Origin of the sequence: Pseudomonas sp. W4I3, assembly GCF_030816195.1 — a bacterium.
Lineage (GTDB): Bacteria > Pseudomonadota > Gammaproteobacteria > Pseudomonadales > Pseudomonadaceae > Aquipseudomonas.
The window spans coordinates 4,954,853-4,974,154 of sequence record NZ_JAUSXS010000001.1; the positions used below are offsets into that span (position 1 = coordinate 4,954,853).

The 19,302-nt window shown below is 61.0% G+C and carries 15 protein-coding genes; 6 read left to right on the forward strand and 9 right to left on the reverse strand.

What is annotated here, in order from left to right; translation table 11 throughout:
* The first annotated feature begins 28 nt into the window (after nt 1-28).
* Together QF045_RS22440 and aqpZ are read left to right on the forward strand one after the other, a co-directional pair.
* A complete protein-coding gene (locus tag QF045_RS22440; protein WP_306494077.1) occupies nt 29-1,861 on the forward strand; it encodes an ABC transporter ATP-binding protein in 1,833 nt (610 codons plus the stop codon).
* 338 nt (nt 1,862-2,199) lie between these two features.
* Entirely contained in the window at nt 2,200-2,901 is a 702-nt protein-coding gene (gene aqpZ, locus QF045_RS22445) for an aquaporin Z (RefSeq protein WP_306494078.1), read from the forward strand.
* 55 nt (nt 2,902-2,956) lie between these two features.
* Here aqpZ and QF045_RS22450 read toward each other — a convergent pair whose 3' ends face one another.
* The 3 genes from QF045_RS22450 to QF045_RS22460 form a co-directional block, all read right to left on the reverse strand.
* Nucleotides 2,957-3,205 (reverse strand): BrnA antitoxin family protein, encoded by a 249-nt coding sequence (locus QF045_RS22450; RefSeq protein WP_306494079.1) that lies wholly within the window; start codon nt 3,203-3,205, stop codon nt 2,957-2,959.
* Nucleotides 3,183-3,461 (reverse strand): BrnT family toxin, encoded by a 279-nt coding sequence (locus tag QF045_RS22455; RefSeq protein WP_306494080.1) that lies wholly within the window; start codon nt 3,459-3,461, stop codon nt 3,183-3,185. The genes QF045_RS22450 and QF045_RS22455 overlap by 23 nt, the downstream gene beginning before the upstream one ends.
* Before the next feature lie 78 nt (nt 3,462-3,539).
* On the reverse strand, nt 3,540-4,664 hold the full coding sequence (locus QF045_RS22460; RefSeq protein WP_306494082.1) for a GNAT family N-acetyltransferase: 1,125 nt from the start codon (nt 4,662-4,664) through the stop codon (nt 3,540-3,542).
* A 284-nt stretch (nt 4,665-4,948) separates the two neighbouring features.
* Here QF045_RS22460 and QF045_RS22465 point away from each other — a divergent pair, with 284 nt between their 5' ends.
* Entirely contained in the window at nt 4,949-6,271 is a 1,323-nt protein-coding gene (locus QF045_RS22465) for a putative porin (protein WP_306494083.1), read from the forward strand.
* A 118-nt stretch (nt 6,272-6,389) separates the two neighbouring features.
* Here QF045_RS22465 and QF045_RS22470 read toward each other — a convergent pair whose 3' ends face one another.
* From QF045_RS22470 to aceK, 5 genes are all read right to left on the reverse strand, one after another.
* Complete coding sequence (locus QF045_RS22470; protein WP_306494084.1) at nt 6,390-6,623, reverse strand: anti-sigma factor; 234 nt, start codon at nt 6,621-6,623, stop codon at nt 6,390-6,392.
* Nucleotides 6,617-7,231 carry an RNA polymerase sigma factor gene (locus tag QF045_RS22475; RefSeq protein ID WP_306494085.1) on the reverse strand — a complete coding sequence of 205 codons (615 nt, stop codon included), beginning with the start codon at nt 7,229-7,231 and terminating at the stop codon, nt 6,617-6,619. The genes QF045_RS22470 and QF045_RS22475 overlap by 7 nt, the downstream gene beginning before the upstream one ends.
* A 38-nt stretch (nt 7,232-7,269) precedes the next feature.
* Nucleotides 7,270-8,391 (reverse strand): beta-ketoacyl-ACP synthase III, encoded by a 1,122-nt coding sequence (locus QF045_RS22480; protein WP_306494086.1) that lies wholly within the window; start codon nt 8,389-8,391, stop codon nt 7,270-7,272.
* Nucleotides 8,392-8,657: 266 nt separating this feature from the next.
* Nucleotides 8,658-12,569 (reverse strand): ATP-dependent RNA helicase HrpA, encoded by a 3,912-nt coding sequence (gene hrpA, locus QF045_RS22485; RefSeq protein WP_306494087.1) that lies wholly within the window; start codon nt 12,567-12,569, stop codon nt 8,658-8,660.
* A gap of 625 nt (nt 12,570-13,194) precedes the next feature.
* Nucleotides 13,195-14,895: a bifunctional isocitrate dehydrogenase kinase/phosphatase gene (gene aceK / locus QF045_RS22490; protein ID WP_306494088.1), complete on the reverse strand. Its 1,701-nt coding sequence runs from the start codon at nt 14,893-14,895 to the stop codon at nt 13,195-13,197.
* A gap of 153 nt (nt 14,896-15,048) precedes the next feature.
* On the opposite strand from aceK, the gene QF045_RS22495 reads away from it, so the two are divergent.
* The 3 genes from QF045_RS22495 to QF045_RS22505 all read left to right on the forward strand — a co-directional run bounded on the left by QF045_RS22495 (nt 15,049) and on the right by QF045_RS22505 (nt 18,474).
* The gene (locus QF045_RS22495) at nt 15,049-15,933 is read left to right on the forward strand and encodes a DMT family transporter (RefSeq protein ID WP_306494089.1); all 885 of its coding nucleotides are present in this window, start codon (nt 15,049-15,051) and stop codon (nt 15,931-15,933) included.
* An 86-nt stretch (nt 15,934-16,019) separates the two neighbouring features.
* Nucleotides 16,020-16,811: a CPBP family intramembrane glutamic endopeptidase gene (locus tag QF045_RS22500; RefSeq protein WP_306494091.1), complete on the forward strand. Its 792-nt coding sequence runs from the start codon at nt 16,020-16,022 to the stop codon at nt 16,809-16,811.
* Between the two features lie 97 nt (nt 16,812-16,908).
* A complete protein-coding gene (locus QF045_RS22505) occupies nt 16,909-18,474 on the forward strand; it encodes a PAS domain-containing methyl-accepting chemotaxis protein (RefSeq protein WP_306494092.1) in 1,566 nt (521 codons plus the stop codon).
* A 96-nt stretch (nt 18,475-18,570) separates the two neighbouring features.
* Here QF045_RS22505 and QF045_RS22510 read toward each other — a convergent pair whose 3' ends face one another.
* Nucleotides 18,571-19,263, reverse strand: a complete 693-nt coding sequence (locus QF045_RS22510) for an alpha/beta family hydrolase (protein ID WP_306494093.1) — start codon at nt 19,261-19,263, stop codon at nt 18,571-18,573.
* Nucleotides 19,264-19,302: the final 39 nt, after the last annotated feature.

Here is a 19,302-nt window from a genome sequence, read left to right on the forward strand (position 1 = left end):
AGAGCCCGCACGGCGGGCGTCAAGCCTAATGCTCTATCGTCGTTTTGAACAACTGATCGACATCTTCCGCGACGCTCCCAGCGCGGCCCCTCCCGACCAAGTCCTGCCCTTCTATCTCTACTACCTGCGTCAGGTGTGGCCGCATTTCGCCGCCCTGCTGGTGGTGGGCCTGATCGGCGCGCTGATCGAAGTGGCCCTGTTCAGCTACCTGAGCCGCATCATCGACCTGGCGCAGGGCACGCCGCCCGCCAATTTCTTCCAGGTCCACAGCACCGAGCTGATCTGGATGGCAGTGGTCGCGCTATTGCTGCGCCCGATCTTCGGCGCCCTGCATGACCTGTTGGTGCACCAGACCATCAGCCCCGGCATGACCAGCCTGATCCGCTGGCAGAACCACAGCTACGTGCTCAAGCAGAGCCTGAATTTCTTCCAGAACGACTTCGCCGGGCGTATTGCCCAGCGCATCATGCAAACCGGCAACTCCCTGCGCGACTCCGCCGTGGCTGCGGTGGATGCGATCTGGCACGTGGCGATCTACGCCATCAGTTCGCTGGTGTTGTTCGCCGAGGCCGACTGGCGCCTGATGATCCCGCTGGTGACCTGGATCATCTGTTACAGCCTGACGTTGCGTTACTTCGTGCCTCGCGTGAAGGAACGCTCGGTGATTTCCTCCGAAGCGCGCTCCAAGCTGATGGGCCGCATCGTCGACGGCTATACCAATATCACCACCTTGAAGCTGTTCGCCCATACCCAGTACGAGCAGCAGTACGCCAAGGAAGCGATCGTCGAGCAAACCGAAAAAACCCAGCTGGCCAGCCGTGTAGTGACCAGCATGGACGTGGTGATCACCACCATGAACGGCCTGTTGATCGTCACCACCACGGGCCTGGCCCTGTGGTTGTGGACCCAGTCGCTGATTTCCGTGGGCGCGATTGCCCTGGCCACCGGCCTGGTGATTCGTATCGTCAACATGTCCGGCTGGATCATGTGGGTGGTCAACGGCATCTTCGAAAATATCGGCATGGTGCAGGACGGCCTGAAAACCATCGCCCAGCCGCTGGCCGTGATCGACCGCGACAACGCCCCGCCCCTGCGCGTGCCCCATGGCGAAGTGCGCTTCGAGCAGGTGGACTTCCACTACGGCAAGAAGAGCGGGATCATTGGCGGCCTCGACCTTGAGATCAAGGCCGGGGAAAAAATCGGCCTGATCGGCCCCTCCGGCGCGGGCAAATCGACCTTGGTCAATCTGCTGCTGCGCCTGTACGACCTGCAAGGCGGGCGCATCCTGATCGACGGCCAGAACATTGCCGAAGTCGCCCAGGAAAGCCTGCGCGCGCAGATTGGCATGATCACCCAGGACACTTCGCTGCTGCACCGCTCGATCCGCGACAACCTGCTGTATGGCAAGCCGGACGCAACCGATGAAGAACTCTGGGCCGCCGTGCACAAAGCGCGCGCCGACGAGTTTATCCCGCTGCTGTCGGATTCCGAGGGCCGTACCGGGCTGGATGCCCACGTCGGCGAACGCGGGGTGAAACTCTCCGGCGGGCAACGCCAACGAATCGCCATTGCCCGCGTGCTGCTCAAGGACGCGCCGATCCTGATCATGGACGAAGCCACCTCAGCGCTGGACTCCGAGGTGGAAGCCGCGATCCAGGAGAGCCTGGAAACCCTGATGCAGGGCAAAACCGTGATCGCGATTGCGCACCGATTGTCGACCATTGCGCGGATGGACCGTCTGGTCGTGCTGGAGAAAGGCCAGATTGCCGAGACGGGCAGCCACGCCGAGTTGCTGGCCCATGGTGGGCTGTATGCCAGGTTGTGGCAGCATCAGACCGGTGGATTTGTCGGCATCGACTGAATCAAACACCCAAACGGCAGGAGCAGGCTTGTTGTGGCGAGCAAGCTTGCTTGCGCTGGGGTGCGAAGCGCCCCCAAAAAAGCCGGCTCCCGCTGCGCTGTCGGACGGGAGCAAGCTCCCTCGCCACAACCAGCCCCCTCTCATATTTGATCGTTATGAGTTAATACAATTTGCACCGTGCGCCAGTGCCCAAAGGGCCCTGGCGCTTTTTCATACCCTGGATTTGTGTCAAAACCGTGCTGTAATCAGTGCAGTGCCCAGAGGGGTGCTGAAGTAAATCGGCAGGAAGCGTCATTGATTTACTGATCCGGTAGAGCGATCTATCAAGGATGTGTCGCATGTCTTTGTTCAAACGTTCAGTCACAGAGGGCTTGGGTACGTTTTGGCTGGTGTTGGGCGGCTGCGGGAGTGCGGTGTTGGCCGCAGCGTTTCCCGCGGTCGGGATTGGTCTGTTGGGCGTTGCGCTGGCATTCGGTTTGACGGTGCTGACCATGGCCGTTGCAATCGGCCATATCAGCGGTTGTCACCTTAACCCGGCGGTATCGGTAGGGCTGGTGGTCGGCGGAAGATTTCCCGCCAGGGAGCTGCCAGCGTATATCGCGGCGCAAGTCATCGGTGGTGTGATTGCCGCCGCGTTGCTGTACTTCATCGCCAGCGGTAAACCCGGCTTCGAGCTGGCGGGTGGCCTGGCTTCCAACGGCTACGGCGACCATTCTCCCGGCGGCTACTCGATGGCGGCGGGGTTTGTCTGTGAGCTGGTGATGACCACGATGTTCGTATTGATCATCCTCGGCGCCACCGACAGCCGCGCCCCGAAGGGCCTCGCGCCCATTGCCATCGGCCTGGCTTTGACCCTGATCCACTTGATCTCCATTCCTGTCACCAACACATCGGTCAACCCGGCCCGCAGTACCGGCCCGGCATTGATCGTCGGTGGGTGGGCGATCCAGCAGTTATGGATGTTCTGGCTCGCGCCAATTCTGGGTGCGGTGATCGCAGGTGTGGCCTATCGATGGCTGGGCAAGGAGCAGCCGGCCTGAGGTAAACAAGCTCAGCCCTGCCGATAAGGCAGGGCTGAGCTTAAGAGCGTGCTGATCAGCCTTGATGAGCCTGCATGTATTGGCGCAAAAGCTGGTTGATACGCGTCTGGTATCCAGTACCTTGACCTTTGAACCACTCTAAAACGTCCGCATCAAGTCGAATGGTAACCGCCTGCTTCACCGGAACACGCAACTCAGCACGCCGAAAAAACTCAGCATCCAGTTCAGGAATTTCACCGGTATCGATGTCTTTATCATTCATCTTGGCCAAGCGCTCCCAATCAGTTTTCGATGTTTGCGTCATAATATTTGGCCTCCTTCTTGGTTGCTTTTCGGGCGGAGATGATACGGATCACATCGCCACGCCGTTCGGTGTATACGACCACACCTATCAATAATTTTATCCAGCCAATACCAATCCAGCGCTCTTCGCCATAATCCCCTCGATCATCGCGCAAGGCCAGCATTGGATGCCGGAAGATATCCGGAACGTCATTGAAATCGATGCCGTGCTTAGAAATGTTGGCGTTGTTCTTTGACTCATCCCACTCAAAATGCATGGCACGCCCTGTATGTACTTTTGTACATACAGGCTAGCGTGTTTGGGCCTTGTCAGGCAGCACCGCCAGACAAGTGGCTCAGCCCTGCCGATAAGGCAGGGCTGACCTCGCCTCTTCGGCATACGCCAGAACACCCATCCGTTCACGTTCGAGGAAATCTTCCACGGCGCTTTTCAACCCCGGGTGCCGCAGATAATGCCATGACCGGGTAATCACCGGCTCAAAGCCGCGAATCAGTTTGTGCTCGCCTTGAGCGCCGGCGTCGAAACGTTGCAGGCCGTGCGCGATGGCGTAGTCCATGCCCTGGTAGAAACAGGTCTCGAAATGCAGCCGGTCGAACTCCGCCAGGCAGCCCCAATAGCGGCCGTAGAAGCTGTCACCGCCGATCAGGCTGAAGGCCATGGCCACCGGACGTGAGCCCTGCTTGGCCAGTACCACGCGAATCGCCTCGGGCATGCGCTCGGCCAGCAGGCTGAAAAACGCCCGGGTCAGGTAGGGCGACTGCCGACGCACCACATAAGTATTGGCGTAGCAGGCGTAGACAAAATCCCACTGGGCTTCGCTCAGCTCATGGCCCTGCAGCCACTCGAACTCGATGCCCTGCCCCGCCACTTGCTCACGCTCCTTGCGCATCTGCTTGCGCTTGCGTGAACTCAGGGCGTCGAGAAAGTCCTGGAAGTCGCGGTAGCCACGGTTCTGCCAGTGAAATTGGCAGCCCAGGCGCTGCAACCAGCCGGGTTGCCGAGCCAGTGCGTCGTCGGCCAATGGGTCGGTGAAGTTGATATGGGCGCTGGAGAGCCCTTCGATTTCCAGGTAGCCGGGCAGGCTGTTCAGCAGCTCGAAGCCGTCCTCGGCACTGGCGGCCAGCAGCCGTGGGCCGCTGACGGGGCTGAAAGGCACGGCCGTCAGCAACTTGGGGTAATAGTCGATGCCGGCCCGCGCGCAGGCATCGGCCCAACCGTGATCGAACACGTACTCGCCATAGGAATGAAACTTGCGATAACCGGGCAATGCCGCCACCAGACGATCGCCTTCCCAATGCAGCAAATGCTCCGGCTGCCAGCCCGAATGAGGGCCCAGGCTGGCACTGTCTTCCAGCGCGCTCAGGAACGCATGCCGCACGAACGGCTGGGCCTGCGGCGCCAGGGCATCCCAGACCTGAGGTGTGATTTCGGACAGGCTGTCCAGGCGTTGCAGCGGCATCGGCATCCTCACTGTTTCCGGGCGTGAAAGCCTGGCGAGTATCGCCTATCACAGCCGCGTACACACCTCGAAAAAGCCGGACAGACCTCCCGGACAATAGTTCCATCGGCAAGCAACATGTCATGCAGATGAAATCACTTAGCCACTACTTCGTCATAAACCGCCGCGATACTGGCGCCTGTTTTTAGAGCATCTGGGCATTGCCAGGTGACATTTTTTCCGCCCGTGATCGGTCGGTTGTGTCCCGGAGGGTTTGCTAGCCCTCCCCACTTTCGGAGATTGATATGCGTCTTGCTTCCACTAAAACTGCGGCGGCCCTGTGTGGCGGCCTGTTGCTCGCCCTGAGCGTTCCGGCCAGCGCTGCAGTCGACGCCAAGTTGCTCGACATGCTCAAGGCCAACGGCCAGATCACCGCCTCGCAGTACACCGAATTGCAAAACGAGTTGGCCAAAGATCAGAAAGAACAGCAGATCGCACGGCAGGCTCAACAGGAAACCAACGAACAGATCGCGGCCACCGCGAAAAAGACCAACGAGCTGAGCAGCTTCGACCAGAAGCTGGCCTGGGCCGCCAAGACTCAGTTCAAGGGCGATGTGCGCTTTCGCCAGGAAACCATCAAGATCGACGGCGAGCCCAACAATGGCGGGCGTGACAAGGACCGACAACGCATCCGCGCCCGCCTGGGCGCCTACACCGAAATCAATCCGCAAGTGGACACCGGTATCCGTATCGCCACGGGCGGCGGAGACGATGCGCGTTCCACCAACCAGGACCAGGATGGCTACTTCGATAAAAAATCGATCTGGCTGGACCTCGGCTACATCGACTACCACCCGGACCAGATCAAGAACCTGCACGTGATCGGCGGCAAGATGCTGCAGCCGTGGGTGAACATGGGCGATGTGATCTGGGATAGCGACATCAACCCAGAAGGCCTGGCGGTCACGTACAAATACCCACTGGGTGGCAGTGCCGAACTGTTCGGCAGCCTGGGCAACTACAACCTCAAGGACAACGTCGACGGCGACGGTGTGCAATTTCGCCACGACCTGCGCCTGACTTCCGGCCAGCTGGGCACACGCTTCTCGCTCACCGACAACCTGAAAATGACCGTGGGCGGCAGTGTCTACGCTTACCAGAACGACAAGGACAGCCGCTGCACGACCACCACCACGCCTTGCGCATTGGCGGTCAACGGCAACTCGGCCAACGGTGAGTTCCGTCTGTATGAAGGTTTTGCCCAAGCGGACATCGGCGGCCTGGCCGTGCCTTTGGCGTTCTACGGCCAGTACGTGAAGAACAACGACGCCGTGACCGATCAGGACACCGCGTGGTTGCTGGGGGCCAAGTCCAAGGTGTTCGGGTTCAACCTGGACTACAACTACCGCGATACCCAACGTGATGCGGTGGTGGGCGCCTTCACCGACTCGGACTTCGCCAACGGCACCACCGGTTCACGTGGCCACAAGCTGAAGGTCAGCTACGACATCGACAAGAACTTCGCCCTGGGCGCCACGTACTTCCTGACCAAGGCTGACTACGCCAGCCGTACCCAGCGAGATGCCAACGCCAACACCCTGCAGCTGGATGCTGAAGCCAAGTTCTAACCTCACCATTGTAGGAGCGAGGGGGACGCCTAGTTCTTGCTCGCGAAGAACGAACAGGCAGCGCGTTTATCCAGGATACCCGCGTTATCGTTGACGTTTTTCGCGAGCAAGCTTGCTCCTACACGTCTTTACGCCGTTCGGCCGCGAGCCTTTCGGCCAGTGCGTCCGCACCCTCCACTGGCGCCTGCGGCATGATCCGCAACGTCGCCTGCATCAAGCGCATCTGCCGAATGAATCGCCGGCAATTCGCGCAGAACATCAAGTGATGTCGCACCAGTAAACGCTCTCGAAAGGTCAATTGCCCATCGAGGTAGTCGCTGGAACGTGCCACTTGCTCTTTACAGGTCAGCATTCGCCCGTTTCCTCAAAATGCTCCACGGTTGCAAAGACTTTCAGCCGTGCTCGATGCAACAGCACCCGCACATTGGAGAGAGAGAGCGTCAGAAGATTACAGATCTCCTCCAACTCCAGGCCCTGGCGCTCGCGCAGCACCAGCACACTGCTTTGCAATTGGGACAGGCTCAGAATCGTATGCTCCAGGCATTTGCGCAATTCCTCCTCGGTCAGCAGGGCTTCCGGCGTGTCTTGGTGCCAGGCATACGGGGCGACGGCCCAGTGACCGTCGTCAGGCGCGAAGCGGTCATCGCCGATGGTCCCATGAGGAGAAGGCAGGTCGTCGAGTAACACCTCGCGACGATTTTGCTTGTAGCGGCCTTTGGCGGAATTCGCCGTGATCGTCAGCAACCAGGTCTTCAGGCTTGAACGCCCTTCGAACTTGGCAAGGTTGCGGACCACCGACAACCAGGCATCCTGCACCACCTCATCGGCGTGACGCTGACCGACGATGGCATAGGCCACCGCCCGCATCGCGCTCTGGTAAGTGGTGACCAACTCTTTGTAGGCCTGCTGCTCGCCCTTGAGCAGGCGTTCGAGCAGGTGCGCGTCGTTCGCTGCAGCCATTCAATACCTCGATGTAAAAGTACCGGCCAGCGCCCACATCAACGTTTGCGCAAGATCACACTGCCGATGGAATAGCCCGCGCCGAACGAGCTGAGCACCGCCACGGAGCCCTTGGGCAAGTCATCCTGATAGGTGTGAAACGCAATCACCGAACCCGCCGAGCTGGTATTGGCGTAGGTATCGAGGATCACCGGTGCTTCTTCCACCGACGCCTCCCGGCCCAGCAGTTTCTTCACGATCAGGTGGTTCATGCTCAGGTTAGCCTGATGCAGCCAGAAGCGCTTTACATCGTTGACGCCCAGCTGGTTTTCCGCCAGGTGCGTACCGATCAGCTCGGCCACCATCGGGCAGACATCGCGGAACACCTTGCGGCCTTCCTGCACGAACAGTTTGTCCGGTGCGCCGATGCCCTCTTCTGCTGTGCGGTTGAGAAAGCCAAAGTTATTGCGGATGTTATTGGAGAACTTGGTCAGCAGCTTGGTGCTCACTACATCGAACTGGTGCTCGGACGTTGCCAGGTCGGCACGCTCGAGAATCACCGCCGTGGCGGCGTCACCAAAGATGAAGTGGCTGTCGCGATCGCGGAAATTCAAATGGCCGGTGCAGACTTCCGGATTGACCATCAGGATCGCCCGGGCCTGGCCCAACTGGATGCTATTGGCGGCATTCTGGATACCAAAGGTGGCCGAGGAGCACGCCACGTTCATGTCGAAACCGAACCCCTGGATACCCAGGGCTTCCTGAACCTCGATGGCGATAGCGGGGTAGGCACGCTGCAGGTTGGAGCAGGCGACGATCACGCCATCGATATCAGCAGCCGTCTTGCCTGCGCGTTGCAGCGCCTGTTCGGCGGCACCGACGGCCATCTGGCAGAGCACCGACCATTCGTCGTTGCTGCGCTCGGCCAAGCGCGGAGCCATGCGCCGTGGGTCAAGAATGCCGTCCTTGTCCATCACGAAACGGCTTTTGATACCCGAGGCCTTTTCGATGAACGCCGCGCTGGACTCCGTCAGCGCCTGCACGTCACCGCGCTCGATCGCAGCGGCATTTTCGCTGTTGAACTGTTGCACATAGGCATTGAAAGACTGCACCAGCTCTTCGTTGGAGATGCTGTTGGCCGGCGTGTACAGGCCAGTGCCGCTGATGACGACGTTATGCACGGTCGTTCCTCTAAATCTGTCAGGCAGAAGATATTGGTACCGTCGTACCAAACTGTAAGTCGTTCGATTCCGTCCAGCGGGCATCAAACTGGCAATGCTTTATTCCATCGCGTCGCTGCTACGACGATCCCGGCATTTATGGGCGCGAAGTTTGCCACAAACACTGGGGTTTGGCGCCACTTCCCGGACAAACACCGTTTAAATGTGGGAGGGGGCAAGCCCCCTTCCACATTCGACCCCTGCTCACTTGGGTAACCGGGAAGACCTCAAGGCTCGACCTGGCTCCACTGCTTGCTCAAACGCTTATCGGAGATCGGCACCTTGGTCCCCAGTTGCTGGGCAAACAACGACACCCGATATTCTTCCAGCCACCAGCGATAGAGTTCCAGCTGCGGGTCGCGCTTGCCTTCCTGGGTGTGTTTATTCAAGCGATTCTGGTACTGCGCCCACAGGCCACTCAGCTCGGTGCTCCACACACGGTCCTTCTGCACCTGACTCGGCAGTTTTTCCAGGCGCAGCTCAATGGCCTTGAGGAAACGCGGCAGCTCCTTGAACCATTGGGCCGGAGTTTCGCGCACGAACCCTGGGTACACCAGGTTGCTCAACTGCTGCTTGATATCGTTCAACGCCACCGCTTGGGCCAGGTCGATCTTGCCCTTGAAACGTTTTTGCAGGCCGTGCCAGAGCTTGAGTACTTCCAGGGTCAGGCGCGCCAGACGCTCGGCGTGTTCGGTCCAACCGCCACGTTTGCGCTCGGCCAGCGCGGCCAGCCCTGCGCCGTCGCGGGGCAGATTGGCTTCGCCTTCCAGGACGCAGCTATCGAGACTCGCCAGCAGGATGTCTTCCACCAACGCATCGACGCGTCCCAGCTCGCGATACATCAGGCCCAACTCGGTCAGCCCCGGCAATTTGCCACGCAGAAACTTCGCCGGCTCCGCCAGTTGTTGCATCAGCAGGCGCTGCAAGGCACGACGGTGCTGAAATTCGGCCTCGGCGGCCGTCGAAAAACGCCCTTCCTTGACCGTGCCGTTTTCTTCCACCAGCGCCGGGTACACCGTCATCGACAGGCCGGCGATGTTTTGCTGGGTTTTTTCGGCCACCGGCGCAAACACCTTGGCTTGCACCGGCTGCTGGCTTTTTGCGGTTTGCGGCACCGCCAGGGCCGCCTGGCTGGCTTCGGCGAAACGCGCGGTCAGCTCCGCCAGGTCACGGCCCTCGCCGAGGAATTTGCCCTGGCCGTCGACCACTTCCAGGTTCATTTTCAAGTGGTTTTCCACCTGCTGCGCGGCCTCCGCCCAGGCTTCATCGCTGACCCGCGCGCCGGTCATGCGCAATAACTCGCGGCCCAACGCCTGGGGCAGCGAGCCCTGGCCAAACTCGATGCGTTGCAGCGCCGCCTTGACGAAATCCGGCACCGGCACGAAGTTTTTACGCAGCGCCTTGGGCAAGTTGCGCACCAAGGCAATGCACTTGGCTTCGATCAACCCCGGCACCAGCCAGTCCAGGCGTTCGGCGGGCAAGGCCGGCAACAGCGGTGCCGGCACGCGCAGGGTCACGCCGTCGCGCGGGTGGTTGGGTTCGAAGTGGTAACTCAAGGCCAGGGCCAGGTCGCCCAGGTGCCAGGTGTCCGGGTAATGCGCCGCGGTGACTTCACTGGCTTCGCGGGCCAGCACGTCTTCCTCACGCATGATCAACAGTTGCGGGTCTTTCTGGCTGTTGACCTTGTACCAGCTGTCGAACGTCGCCGTCTGGTGGATCTCGGCAGGCAAACGCGCATCGTAGAAGGCGTAGAGGGTTTCCTCGTCGGCCAGGATATCGCGCCGGCGCGCCTTGGCCTCCAGTTCATCGAGCTGCTCCAGCAGTTGCTGGTTGGCCGCAAGGCACTTGGCGCGAGACTGGATTTCCCCACGCACCAGGCCTTCGCGAATAAACAGCTCACGGGACACTACCGGGTCGATCGGCCCGTAATGCACCGGCCGGCGTCCGACCACGATCAGGCCGAACAAGGTGATCTGCTCAAAGGCCACGACTTGGCCGCGCTTCTTCTCCCAATGCGGTTCGAAGTGGTTTTTCTTGATCAGGTGCCCGGCCAGCGGTTCGATCCAGTCAGCATCGATCTTGGCCACCATGCGCGCATACAGCTTGGTGGTTTCCACCAGCTCAGCAGTCATCAGCCATTGCGGGCGCTTCTTGCCGATGCCCGAAGAGGGATGAATCCAGAAGCGCCGCTGGCGGGCACCGAGGTAGTCGCCGTCCTCGGTCTTCTGGCCGATCTGGCTGAGCAAGCCGGACAGCACCGCCTTGTGCAATTTCGGGAAATCCGCCGGTTCCTTGTTGATCGTCAGCTGCATGTCGCGGCAGATCAGGCTCAACTGGCGGTGGGAATCGCGCCACTCGCGCAGGCGCAGGTAGTTCAGGAAGTTCTTGCGACACCAATTGCGCAGCGGGCTGGCGGTCAGTTCCTGGCGCTGTTCTTCAAAGCCGCGCCACAGGTTGACCAGCCCGGCGAAGTCCGAGTCCGGGTCTTTCCATTGGGCATGGGCCTGGTCGGCCGCCTGCTGGCGTTCCGGCGGACGCTCGCGCGGGTCCTGGATCGACATGGCGCTGGCCACGATCAGCACTTCCTGCAGACTGCCCAGCTTGGCGGCTTCGAGCAGCATGCGGCCCATGCGTGGGTCCACCGGCAGGCGCGCGAGTTGGCGGCCCAACGGTGTGAGCTGGCTGTTACGGTCGACCGCCGACAGCTCTTGCAACAGGTTGAAACCGTCGCTGATGGCCTTGCCATCCGGCGGTTCGATGAACGGGAAGTCAGTGATTTCACCCAGGCGCAGGTGCAGCATCTGCAGGATCACCGCCGCGAGGTTGGTGCGCAGAATCTCGGGGTCGGTAAATTCCGGGCGCCCGATAAAGTCTTCTTCGCTGTACAACCGAATACAGATGCCCGGCTCGACTCGGCCGCAACGGCCTTTACGCTGGTTGGCGCTGGCCTGGGAAATCGCCTCGATCGGCAGGCGCTGCACCTTGGCGCGGTAGCTGTAACGGCTGATGCGCGCGGTACCGCTGTCGATCACATAGCGAATGCCTGGCACCGTCAGCGAGGTTTCCGCGACGTTGGTCGCCAGCACCACGCGACGGCCGGGGTGCGACTGGAAAATGCGCTGTTGCTCGGCCGGTGACAGGCGCGCATACAGCGGCAGGATTTCCGTGTGCTTGAGCTGCGCCTTGCGCAGCATTTCGGCGGCGTCGCGAATCTCGCGCTCGCCAGGCAGGAACACCAGCACATCGCCGGGGCTGCGCCGCTCGCTGCGCTCATAGGCGGCGATTTCGTCGAGGGTGGCGAGGATTGCCTGATCAACCGTCAGATCGTCCTCGACGCGGTTGCCCTCCTCGTCCTGTTCCAGGGTCAGCGGGCGGTACCACGTGTCCACCGGGAACGTGCGGCCCGAGACCTCGACAATCGGGGCGTCGTCGAAGTGCTTGGAAAAGCGCTCCAGGTCGATGGTCGCCGAGGTGATGATGACTTTCAGGTCCGGGCGGCGCGGCAACAGGGTCTTGAGGTAGCCCAGCAGGAAATCGATGTTCAGGCTGCGCTCGTGGGCTTCGTCGACGATGATCGTGTCGTAGCGTTCCAGGTAGCGGTCGTTCTGGGTTTCCGCCAGCAGGATACCGTCGGTCATCAGTTTGATCAGGGTGTTGGAATCGCTCTGGTCTTCGAAGCGCACTTGATAACCGACCAGCGCGCCAAGCGGCGTGGCCAGCTCTTCGGCGACGCGGCTGGCAACGCTGCGCGCAGCGATCCGGCGCGGCTGGGTATGGCCGATCAGGCCGAACTGGCCGCGACCGATTTCCAGGCAGATCTTCGGTAACTGGGTGGTTTTACCCGAGCCGGTTTCGCCAGCAATGATCAGCACCTGATGCTTGTTCAACGCCTCTTTGATCTCGTCGCGCTTGGCTGCGATCGGCAGGCTGTCGTCGTAGCGAATCACCGGCAGGCTGGCCCGCCGCGCCGTGACCTGGGCACAGGACGCCTGCATGCGCGCCACCCATTGCGCGAGTTTTTCCTCGTCGGGCTTCTTGCGCAGCTCGAGCAATTGGCGCCGCAAGCGATGGCGGTCGGCGAGCATGGCGTGATCGAGGTTTTTCAGCAGTTGGTCAATCGTGGGCGCTTGGTCAGTCATCAGGGCGGCAAAGGTCTTTTGGGTGAGGCAGGTGAGGCCTGCGCAGCATCAGTCGATGGATTGGAAGCGATTGTCGCAGATTTCGACAGGGCTCTGGAGATGTTGCGGTGTCGAGTGACGAGACTGACAGCCGCATCATAACGACCGGTCCTACAAAAAATCGGGCACCGTTCCGACTCTTTTAAAGCTGAAGTCCGATGTTTCAGCCAGGCATGCGGGGTTCAAATACAGCCTCCAGACACCTCTGGAAAGACGGAGTATTCCACCTTCACCGCGGAGCGTTATATGCCTATCGATTCCCCTGCTTCTACCCCGAGGCTTCCAAGCTACTCTGATGCCATGCGGGACCAACCACGCTCAAGCGGGTCAATGCCGCCGCCCTCATATGAGTATCCTCCGGCGTACACAGACAAGCCCTCGTCGGCAACAACCCGCCTCGCCTCGGAGCCTGCAACGAGTCTGACGGCCGCTAGGATTTCGAACCCTCACATTACGAGCCAGGCGTATCGGGGAATGAGCTTCATGAGCGGTCTGTGACCCTACCCAGTCATTCGCGTAATCAATAAGTGCGCGGACGCGAAGGGGCAGTCCCCAAAACGGACTTCGCTGTTCAAGACACACCGCTCTACTTGCGCCGGTAAGGAAACACATCAATCACCTTGCCGGCGCGAATCGCTTCCTGCAGGCCCTTCCAGTAATCGGCGTTATACAACTCGCCATGCAACTCATTGAACAGCCTGCGCTGGCCGGCATCGGCAAACAGGAACGGCGGAAACTCTTCCGGGAATACATCCAGCGGACCGATGGAATACCAGGGTTCGGAGGCCATCTCGTCCTCGGGCGTGCGCGGTGCGGGGATGTGCCGGAAGTTGGCTTCGGTCAGAAAGCAGATTTCATCGTAGTCATAGAACACCACGCGACCGTGACGGGTGACGCCAAAGTTCTTGAGCAACATGTCACCGGGGAAGATATTCGCCGCCGCCAACTGCTTGATCGCCAGACCATAGTCTTCCAGGGCTTCGCGCACCTGGGCGGGGTTGGCGTTGTCCAGGTAGAGGTTGAGCGGGGTCATGCGCCGCTCGGTCCAGCAATGGCGGATCAGCACCGTGTCCCCTTCCACTTCGACGGTGCCTGCGGCCACTTCCAGCAACTCGGCGAGGCAGTCGGGCTCGAACTTGCTCAAGGGGAAGCGGAAGTCGGCGAACTCCTGGGTGTCGGCCATGCGCCCTACCCGGTCGACGCTTTTGACCAGGCGGTACTTCTCGATCACCGTGGCGCGGTTGACGTTTTTCGACGGAGAGAAACGGTCCTTGATGATTTTGAACACCGTGTTGAAGCCCGGCAGGGTAAACACGCTCATGACCATGCCACGCACGCCCGGGGCCATGATGAATTGGTCATCGGTGGTGGCCAGGTGATTGATCAGGGCGCGGTAAAATTCCGACTTGCCGTGCTTATAGAAACCGATGGACGTGTACAGTTCGGCGATGTGCTTGCCGGGCAGGATGCGCTTGAGAAAGCCGATGAACTCCGCCGGCACGGGCACGTCGACCATGAAATAGGAGCGTGTAAAGGAAAAGATGATCGATACATCCGCTTCATCAGTGATCAGCGCATCAATCTGAATACCCCGCCCTTCGCGGTGCAGCAACGGGATCACCAACGGCCATTGTTCGTCGCGGGTGTAGATACGTCCTACGAGGTAAGCGCCTTTATTGCGATAAAGCACCGAGGAAAACAGCTCGACGTTCAAATCAGGGTCTTTGCACACCCAATCCGGCAGGTTTTCCCGCAGTTGGGCTTCCAGGCGTCGTAGGTCGGCCGGCAAGTCGGCGTAGGGCTCGCTGAAGCTGTAGTCGGCGAACATCTGCGCGAGCATGTCGGCGATCTTGCCGGCAGGCGTGTAGGTGCGGGTTTGCGCCGCCCGCGTCCGACGCACGCTGGGGCGCGTGGTGTGGATAAACATGCAGCCGTCGCTGATCAGGTCATGGCTGAACAGGCTGCAGAACACCGAGTTGTACCAGGTTTCCGACAGCTCATCGTCAAAACGTAAATCGATCAGGCCGATGTAGGCACTTTTCACCAACGGCCACAGGTCGATGTCTTGCAGCACGCCCGCCTCGAAAGCAGCGCGCAGACGCGCCGTGACCTCGCCCACCTTCTCTTCATACAGGTTAATGCGCGCCGCCGACGCGGCCTGCCCCTGCTGCCACTGGGCCTTTTCGAAACGCTCGCGAGCGCCATCGGTGATCTGGCGGAAGTGTTCACGGTAGTCGTCGAAACCGTCGAGGATCATCCGGGCGATAGCGAAGGCGGGCTGCGACATGCGGAAAACCTCAAACGGGTATCTGGGAGCCCTGAGCTTAGCCAGACAACCGAGACAGGAGAAGGAGGATTTTTTACCGGCTGCGGTACTTAGCGATTGTGTCGACCGGAACGCTGGGCAACACTCCGCCGCCTGATTGCGTAGGAGTTTTCCGTGAGACCTGTCGACACCCTGTACTTGCTGGGACTGGCCGCCATCTGGGGCGCGAGTTTTCTGTTCATGCGCATCATTGCGCCGGAAATCGGCACCGTGCCGACCGCGTTTTTCCGCGTATCGATCGCTGCCGCCGGCTTGCTGGTGATCCTGGCGCTGATGAGGGTGAGCTGGGATTTTCAGGGCAAGTTCAAGACCGTCCTGCTGCTGGGCGTGATCAACTCCGGGGTTCCGGCCACGATGTATTCGGTGGCGGCGCAGGTACTGCCAGCGGGTTACTCGGCGATTTTCAACGCCACCACGCCGCTGATGGGCGTGCTGATTGGCGGCCTGTTTTTCAGCGAGCGCCTGACCCCGTCGAAGATCGCCGGGGTGTGCCTGGGCCTGTTCGGCGTGGGCGTGCTGACCCGTGCGGGGCCGGTGGCCTTTGACCAGCAATTGTTGATGGGCGCACTGGCGTGCCTGCTGGCCACCACGTGCTACGGTTTTGCAGGCTTTCTCGCACGGCGCTGGCTGGATCAGCGCGGCGGATTGGACAGCCGCCTGTCGGCCCTGGGCAGCATGCTGGGCGCGACGTTGTTTCTGCTGCCGTTGTTCGCCTACAGCGCCATCAGCCAGCCGCCGGCGAGCTGGGGTGGATGGCCGGTGTGGCTGTCGTTGCTCGGTTTGGGCCTGGTGTGCACGGCCTTTGCCTACATCTTGTACTTTCGCCTGCTGTCATCGATCGGCCCGGTCAAGTCGATGTCCGTGACCTTTCTGATCCCGCCGTTCGGCGTGTTGTGGGGCGCGTTGCTGCTGGATGAGCCGCTGTCGATGGCGCATTTGTACGGCGGGGTGCTGATTGCCGGGGCGTTGTGGCTGGTGTTGCGGCCGCACAAACCGTAGCGAGCGCCTTACCGTAACGCAGCTTTCATGCCATCGAACCAGACCGCTCGCTATAATAACGCCCGGTTTTTTTCGAAGGATTTCACATGACTGCCCTGCCCTGGCTGTACCTTGCGCTGCTTTCCATTGGCTACGTCGTGGCCTTGATCCACGGGCAACTGGGTGTGCTGGCGGCGGTCTCCGTGGCGCTGTTGCTGATCGCCGGGTATGCCGTGCGCCAGCAACGCAACCCATGGGCACGCTACCTCGGCCACGGCCTGTTCATCGTGCTGGCGTTGGGCCTGGCGATGCATTGGCTGCCGGGTTTCTACAATGGCCAGGGCATCGCGCCACAGCGTTTTAGCGCCGATGCCGTGCCGTTCTCGATGTACCTGAACCAGGACAAACCGCTGATCGGCTTCTGGTTGCTGCTGGCCTGCCCCTGGATCGTGGCGCGGCGCTCACTGCGCCTGTCGATGTGCATCACCGCCCTGGCTTTGACCCTGACGGCCATCGCAGCCCTGGGTGGCGCAGCGCTGCTGGGGATGATCAGTTGGGCACCGAAATGGCCGGACTCGGCGTGGCTGTGGGTCTTGAACAACCTGCTGCTGGTGACGCTGGTGGAAGAGGCGTTGTTTCGTGGCTATATCCAGGGCGGTCTGAGCCAGCGCTTCAAACACCTGTCCTACGGCGACAACCTCGCGCTGCTGCTGGCCTCGCTGCTGTTCGGCCTGGTGCATCTGGGCGCCGGCTGGCAGTGGGTGCTGCTGGCGAGCATTGCCGGCGCAGGTTATGGCCTGGCGTATCGATTCGGCGGTCTGGGCGCGGCGATTGCCACGCATTTTGGCTTGAACCTGCTTCACTTCGGTTTGTTTACCTACCCGATGCTGGCCGGCTGATGCGCGCAACGTTCGCCACTGGATTGTTGCAAAAATTAAGTTAAATAAATGCCCGGCATGGTCGATAACCCCTGAAAGCCTTGCGGATTGAACAACCATGCGTAATAACCAACCCGTTACCCAGCGCGAACGTACCTTCCCCGCTCAGCAACGGTTGATCTCCACCACAGACGCCAAAGGCGTGATTACCTACTGCAACGACGCTTTCGTCGAAATCAGTGGGTTCACCCGCGACGAACTGATTCGTGCCCCGCACAACCTGGTGCGTCACCCGGACGTTCCAGCGGCGGTGTTCGCGCACATGTGGTCCACGCTCAAACAAGGCTTGCCATGGATGGGCATTGTCAAGAATCGCTGCAAGACCGGTGATCACTACTGGGTTAACGCCTATGTAACACCGGTGTTCGACGGCAACCAGGTGATCGGCTACGAATCGGTGCGCATCAAGCCCACCGCCGAGCAGATCCGCCGGGCCGAAGCGCTCTATCAACGCATCAATCAGGGCAAGTCGGCTATTCCCCAGCGCGACAAGTGGCTGCCCGTCCTGCAGGACTGGCTGCCGTTTATCCTGGTCAGCCAGTTGAGCTTCATGATCGGCGCCACCCTGACTTCTCAGTGGGGTTTTGCCCTGGCGGCAGGGCTGTCGGTGCCGTTGGGCCTGTTGGGCCTGAGCTGGCAGCAGCGCGGCCTCAAGCGTCTGCTGCGCCTGGCCGAGCAAACCACCTCCGACCCGTTGATCGCGCAGATGTACACCGACAGCCGTGGCGCCCAGGCGCGCCTGGAAATGTCGATCCTCAGCCAGGAAGCCCGTCTGAAGACCTGCCTCACCCGCCTGCAGGACACCGCCGAGCACCTCAACGACCAGGCAGCGCAGTCCAACACCCTGGCGCACAACAGCTCCAGCGGCCTGGAACGCCAGCGCGTGGAGACTGAGCAGGTGGCCACCGCGGTCAACCAGATGGCCGCGACCACCCAGGAAGTCGCCAGCCACGTGCAGCGCACAGCGGATGCCACCCAGGAAGCCAATCGCCTGACCGGGCGCGGCCGCGATATCGCCGGGGAAACCCGCGAGGCGATTCAGCGCCTGTCGGTGGCTGTGGGCGAAACCGGTGTCACCGTCACGCAATTGGCCAAGGACAGCGATGAAATCGGCGGCGTGGTCGATGTGATCAAAGGCATTGCCGACCAGACCAACCTGCTGGCCTTGAACGCCGCCATCGAAGCCGCGCGCGCCGGTGAGATGGGCCGTGGGTTTGCGGTGGTGGCTGACGAAGTCCGCCAGCTGGCGCAACGCACCGCTGAATCGACCGGGCAGATCCATGCCTTGATCGCCAAGCTGCAGCAAACCGCCAGCGCGGCCGTGCAAACCATGGACGCCGGGCACCGCCAGGCTGAAGAAGGTGTGGCACGGGTGATGGAAGCGGATCAGGCGCTGGTGGGGATCAGTGAGGCGGTGGCGAATATTACCGACATGACCACTCAGATTGCCGCCGCGACTGAAGAGCAAAGCGCGGTTGCTGAAGAGATCAGCCGCAATATCAGCACGATTGCGCTGTTGGCGGACCAGACCTCGGAGCAGGCGATGAACTCGGCGCAGTTGAGTGAAGAGTTGACGCATACGGCCAATACCCAGTACTCGCTGGTAGAGCGGTTTAACCGGTAGACCGCTATCGGGGGCAAGCCCCCTCCCACATTCGACCGAGTTCCAAATGTGGAATGCGGTCAAAAATGTGGGAGGGGGCTTGCCCCCGATAGGGCCCTAACAGCCACCCAGAAACCCAGCCACTTTCACTGCAGCAGCCTCCAGATGCTGCTCATGGGTAAACCCGCTGGCCTTCAGCGGCTTCAAATCATGATCCCCCGCCACCAGCCACATCACCTCGATGCTCGGTGACAACGCATACCCCTGCACCGCCGCTCGATTACCCAGCGCATCACGCTCGCCCTGCGCAATCAGCGTCGGCGTCTTCAGCTCGGCCAGATGCTCCACCCGAGGTTTTTCCGGCTTGCCCACCGCATAGAACGGATAACCCAGGCACACCAAGCCATCAGCGCCCAGCTCATCGGCCACTAGACTGGCCATCCGCCCGCCCATGGATTTGCCGCCAATCGCCACTTTCCCAGCGACATGGCGTCGCACCTGGGCGTACACCTCACGCCACGCCTCCAGCAGTTTCGGCGCCGGGTTCGGTGGGCGCTTGCCCCCGTCCAATCGGCGCTGGGCCATGTAGGGAAACTCGAAGCGCACCACGTTGACGCCCTGCCCGGCAAGGCGCGCAGCCATGTCGCTCATGAACGCCGAGTCCATCGGCGCACCGGCGCCGTGGGCCAGGATCAACGTGACGGGATCGCCGGACTTCGTATCCGCCGTGACATCCCACAGCCAGCCGCGTTCGCGCACACACTGCGCCCATTGATCCCCGTCAATACTGGCCTTGTGCTCTTTGCCCATGCTTGCCTCGCTTTTTAGTCTGCCTATAACTCCAGCCCA

What these genes read in the sequence shown, in the direction of transcription:
- QF045_RS22440 (WP_306494077.1), top strand. Translation starts at nt 29, where the DNA reads ATGCTCTATCGTCGTTTTGAACAACTGATCGACATCTTCCGCGACGCT.
- aqpZ (WP_306494078.1), top strand. Translation starts at nt 2,200, where the DNA reads ATGTCTTTGTTCAAACGTTCAGTCACAGAGGGCTTGGGTACGTTTTGG.
- QF045_RS22450 (WP_306494079.1), bottom strand. Translation starts at nt 3,205, where the DNA reads ATGACGCAAACATCGAAAACTGATTGGGAGCGCTTGGCCAAGATGAAT.
- QF045_RS22455 (WP_306494080.1), bottom strand. Translation starts at nt 3,461, where the DNA reads ATGCATTTTGAGTGGGATGAGTCAAAGAACAACGCCAACATTTCTAAG.
- QF045_RS22460 (WP_306494082.1), bottom strand. Translation starts at nt 4,664, where the DNA reads ATGCCGCTGCAACGCCTGGACAGCCTGTCCGAAATCACACCTCAGGTC.
- QF045_RS22465 (WP_306494083.1), top strand. Translation starts at nt 4,949, where the DNA reads ATGCGTCTTGCTTCCACTAAAACTGCGGCGGCCCTGTGTGGCGGCCTG.
- QF045_RS22470 (WP_306494084.1), bottom strand. Translation starts at nt 6,623, where the DNA reads ATGCTGACCTGTAAAGAGCAAGTGGCACGTTCCAGCGACTACCTCGAT.
- QF045_RS22475 (WP_306494085.1), bottom strand. Translation starts at nt 7,231, where the DNA reads ATGGCTGCAGCGAACGACGCGCACCTGCTCGAACGCCTGCTCAAGGGC.
- hrpA (WP_306494087.1), bottom strand. Translation starts at nt 12,569, where the DNA reads ATGACTGACCAAGCGCCCACGATTGACCAACTGCTGAAAAACCTCGAT.
- aceK (WP_306494088.1), bottom strand. Translation starts at nt 14,895, where the DNA reads ATGTCGCAGCCCGCCTTCGCTATCGCCCGGATGATCCTCGACGGTTTC.
- QF045_RS22500 (WP_306494091.1), top strand. Translation starts at nt 16,020, where the DNA reads ATGACTGCCCTGCCCTGGCTGTACCTTGCGCTGCTTTCCATTGGCTAC.
- QF045_RS22505 (WP_306494092.1), top strand. Translation starts at nt 16,909, where the DNA reads ATGCGTAATAACCAACCCGTTACCCAGCGCGAACGTACCTTCCCCGCT.
- QF045_RS22510 (WP_306494093.1), bottom strand. Translation starts at nt 19,263, where the DNA reads ATGGGCAAAGAGCACAAGGCCAGTATTGACGGGGATCAATGGGCGCAG.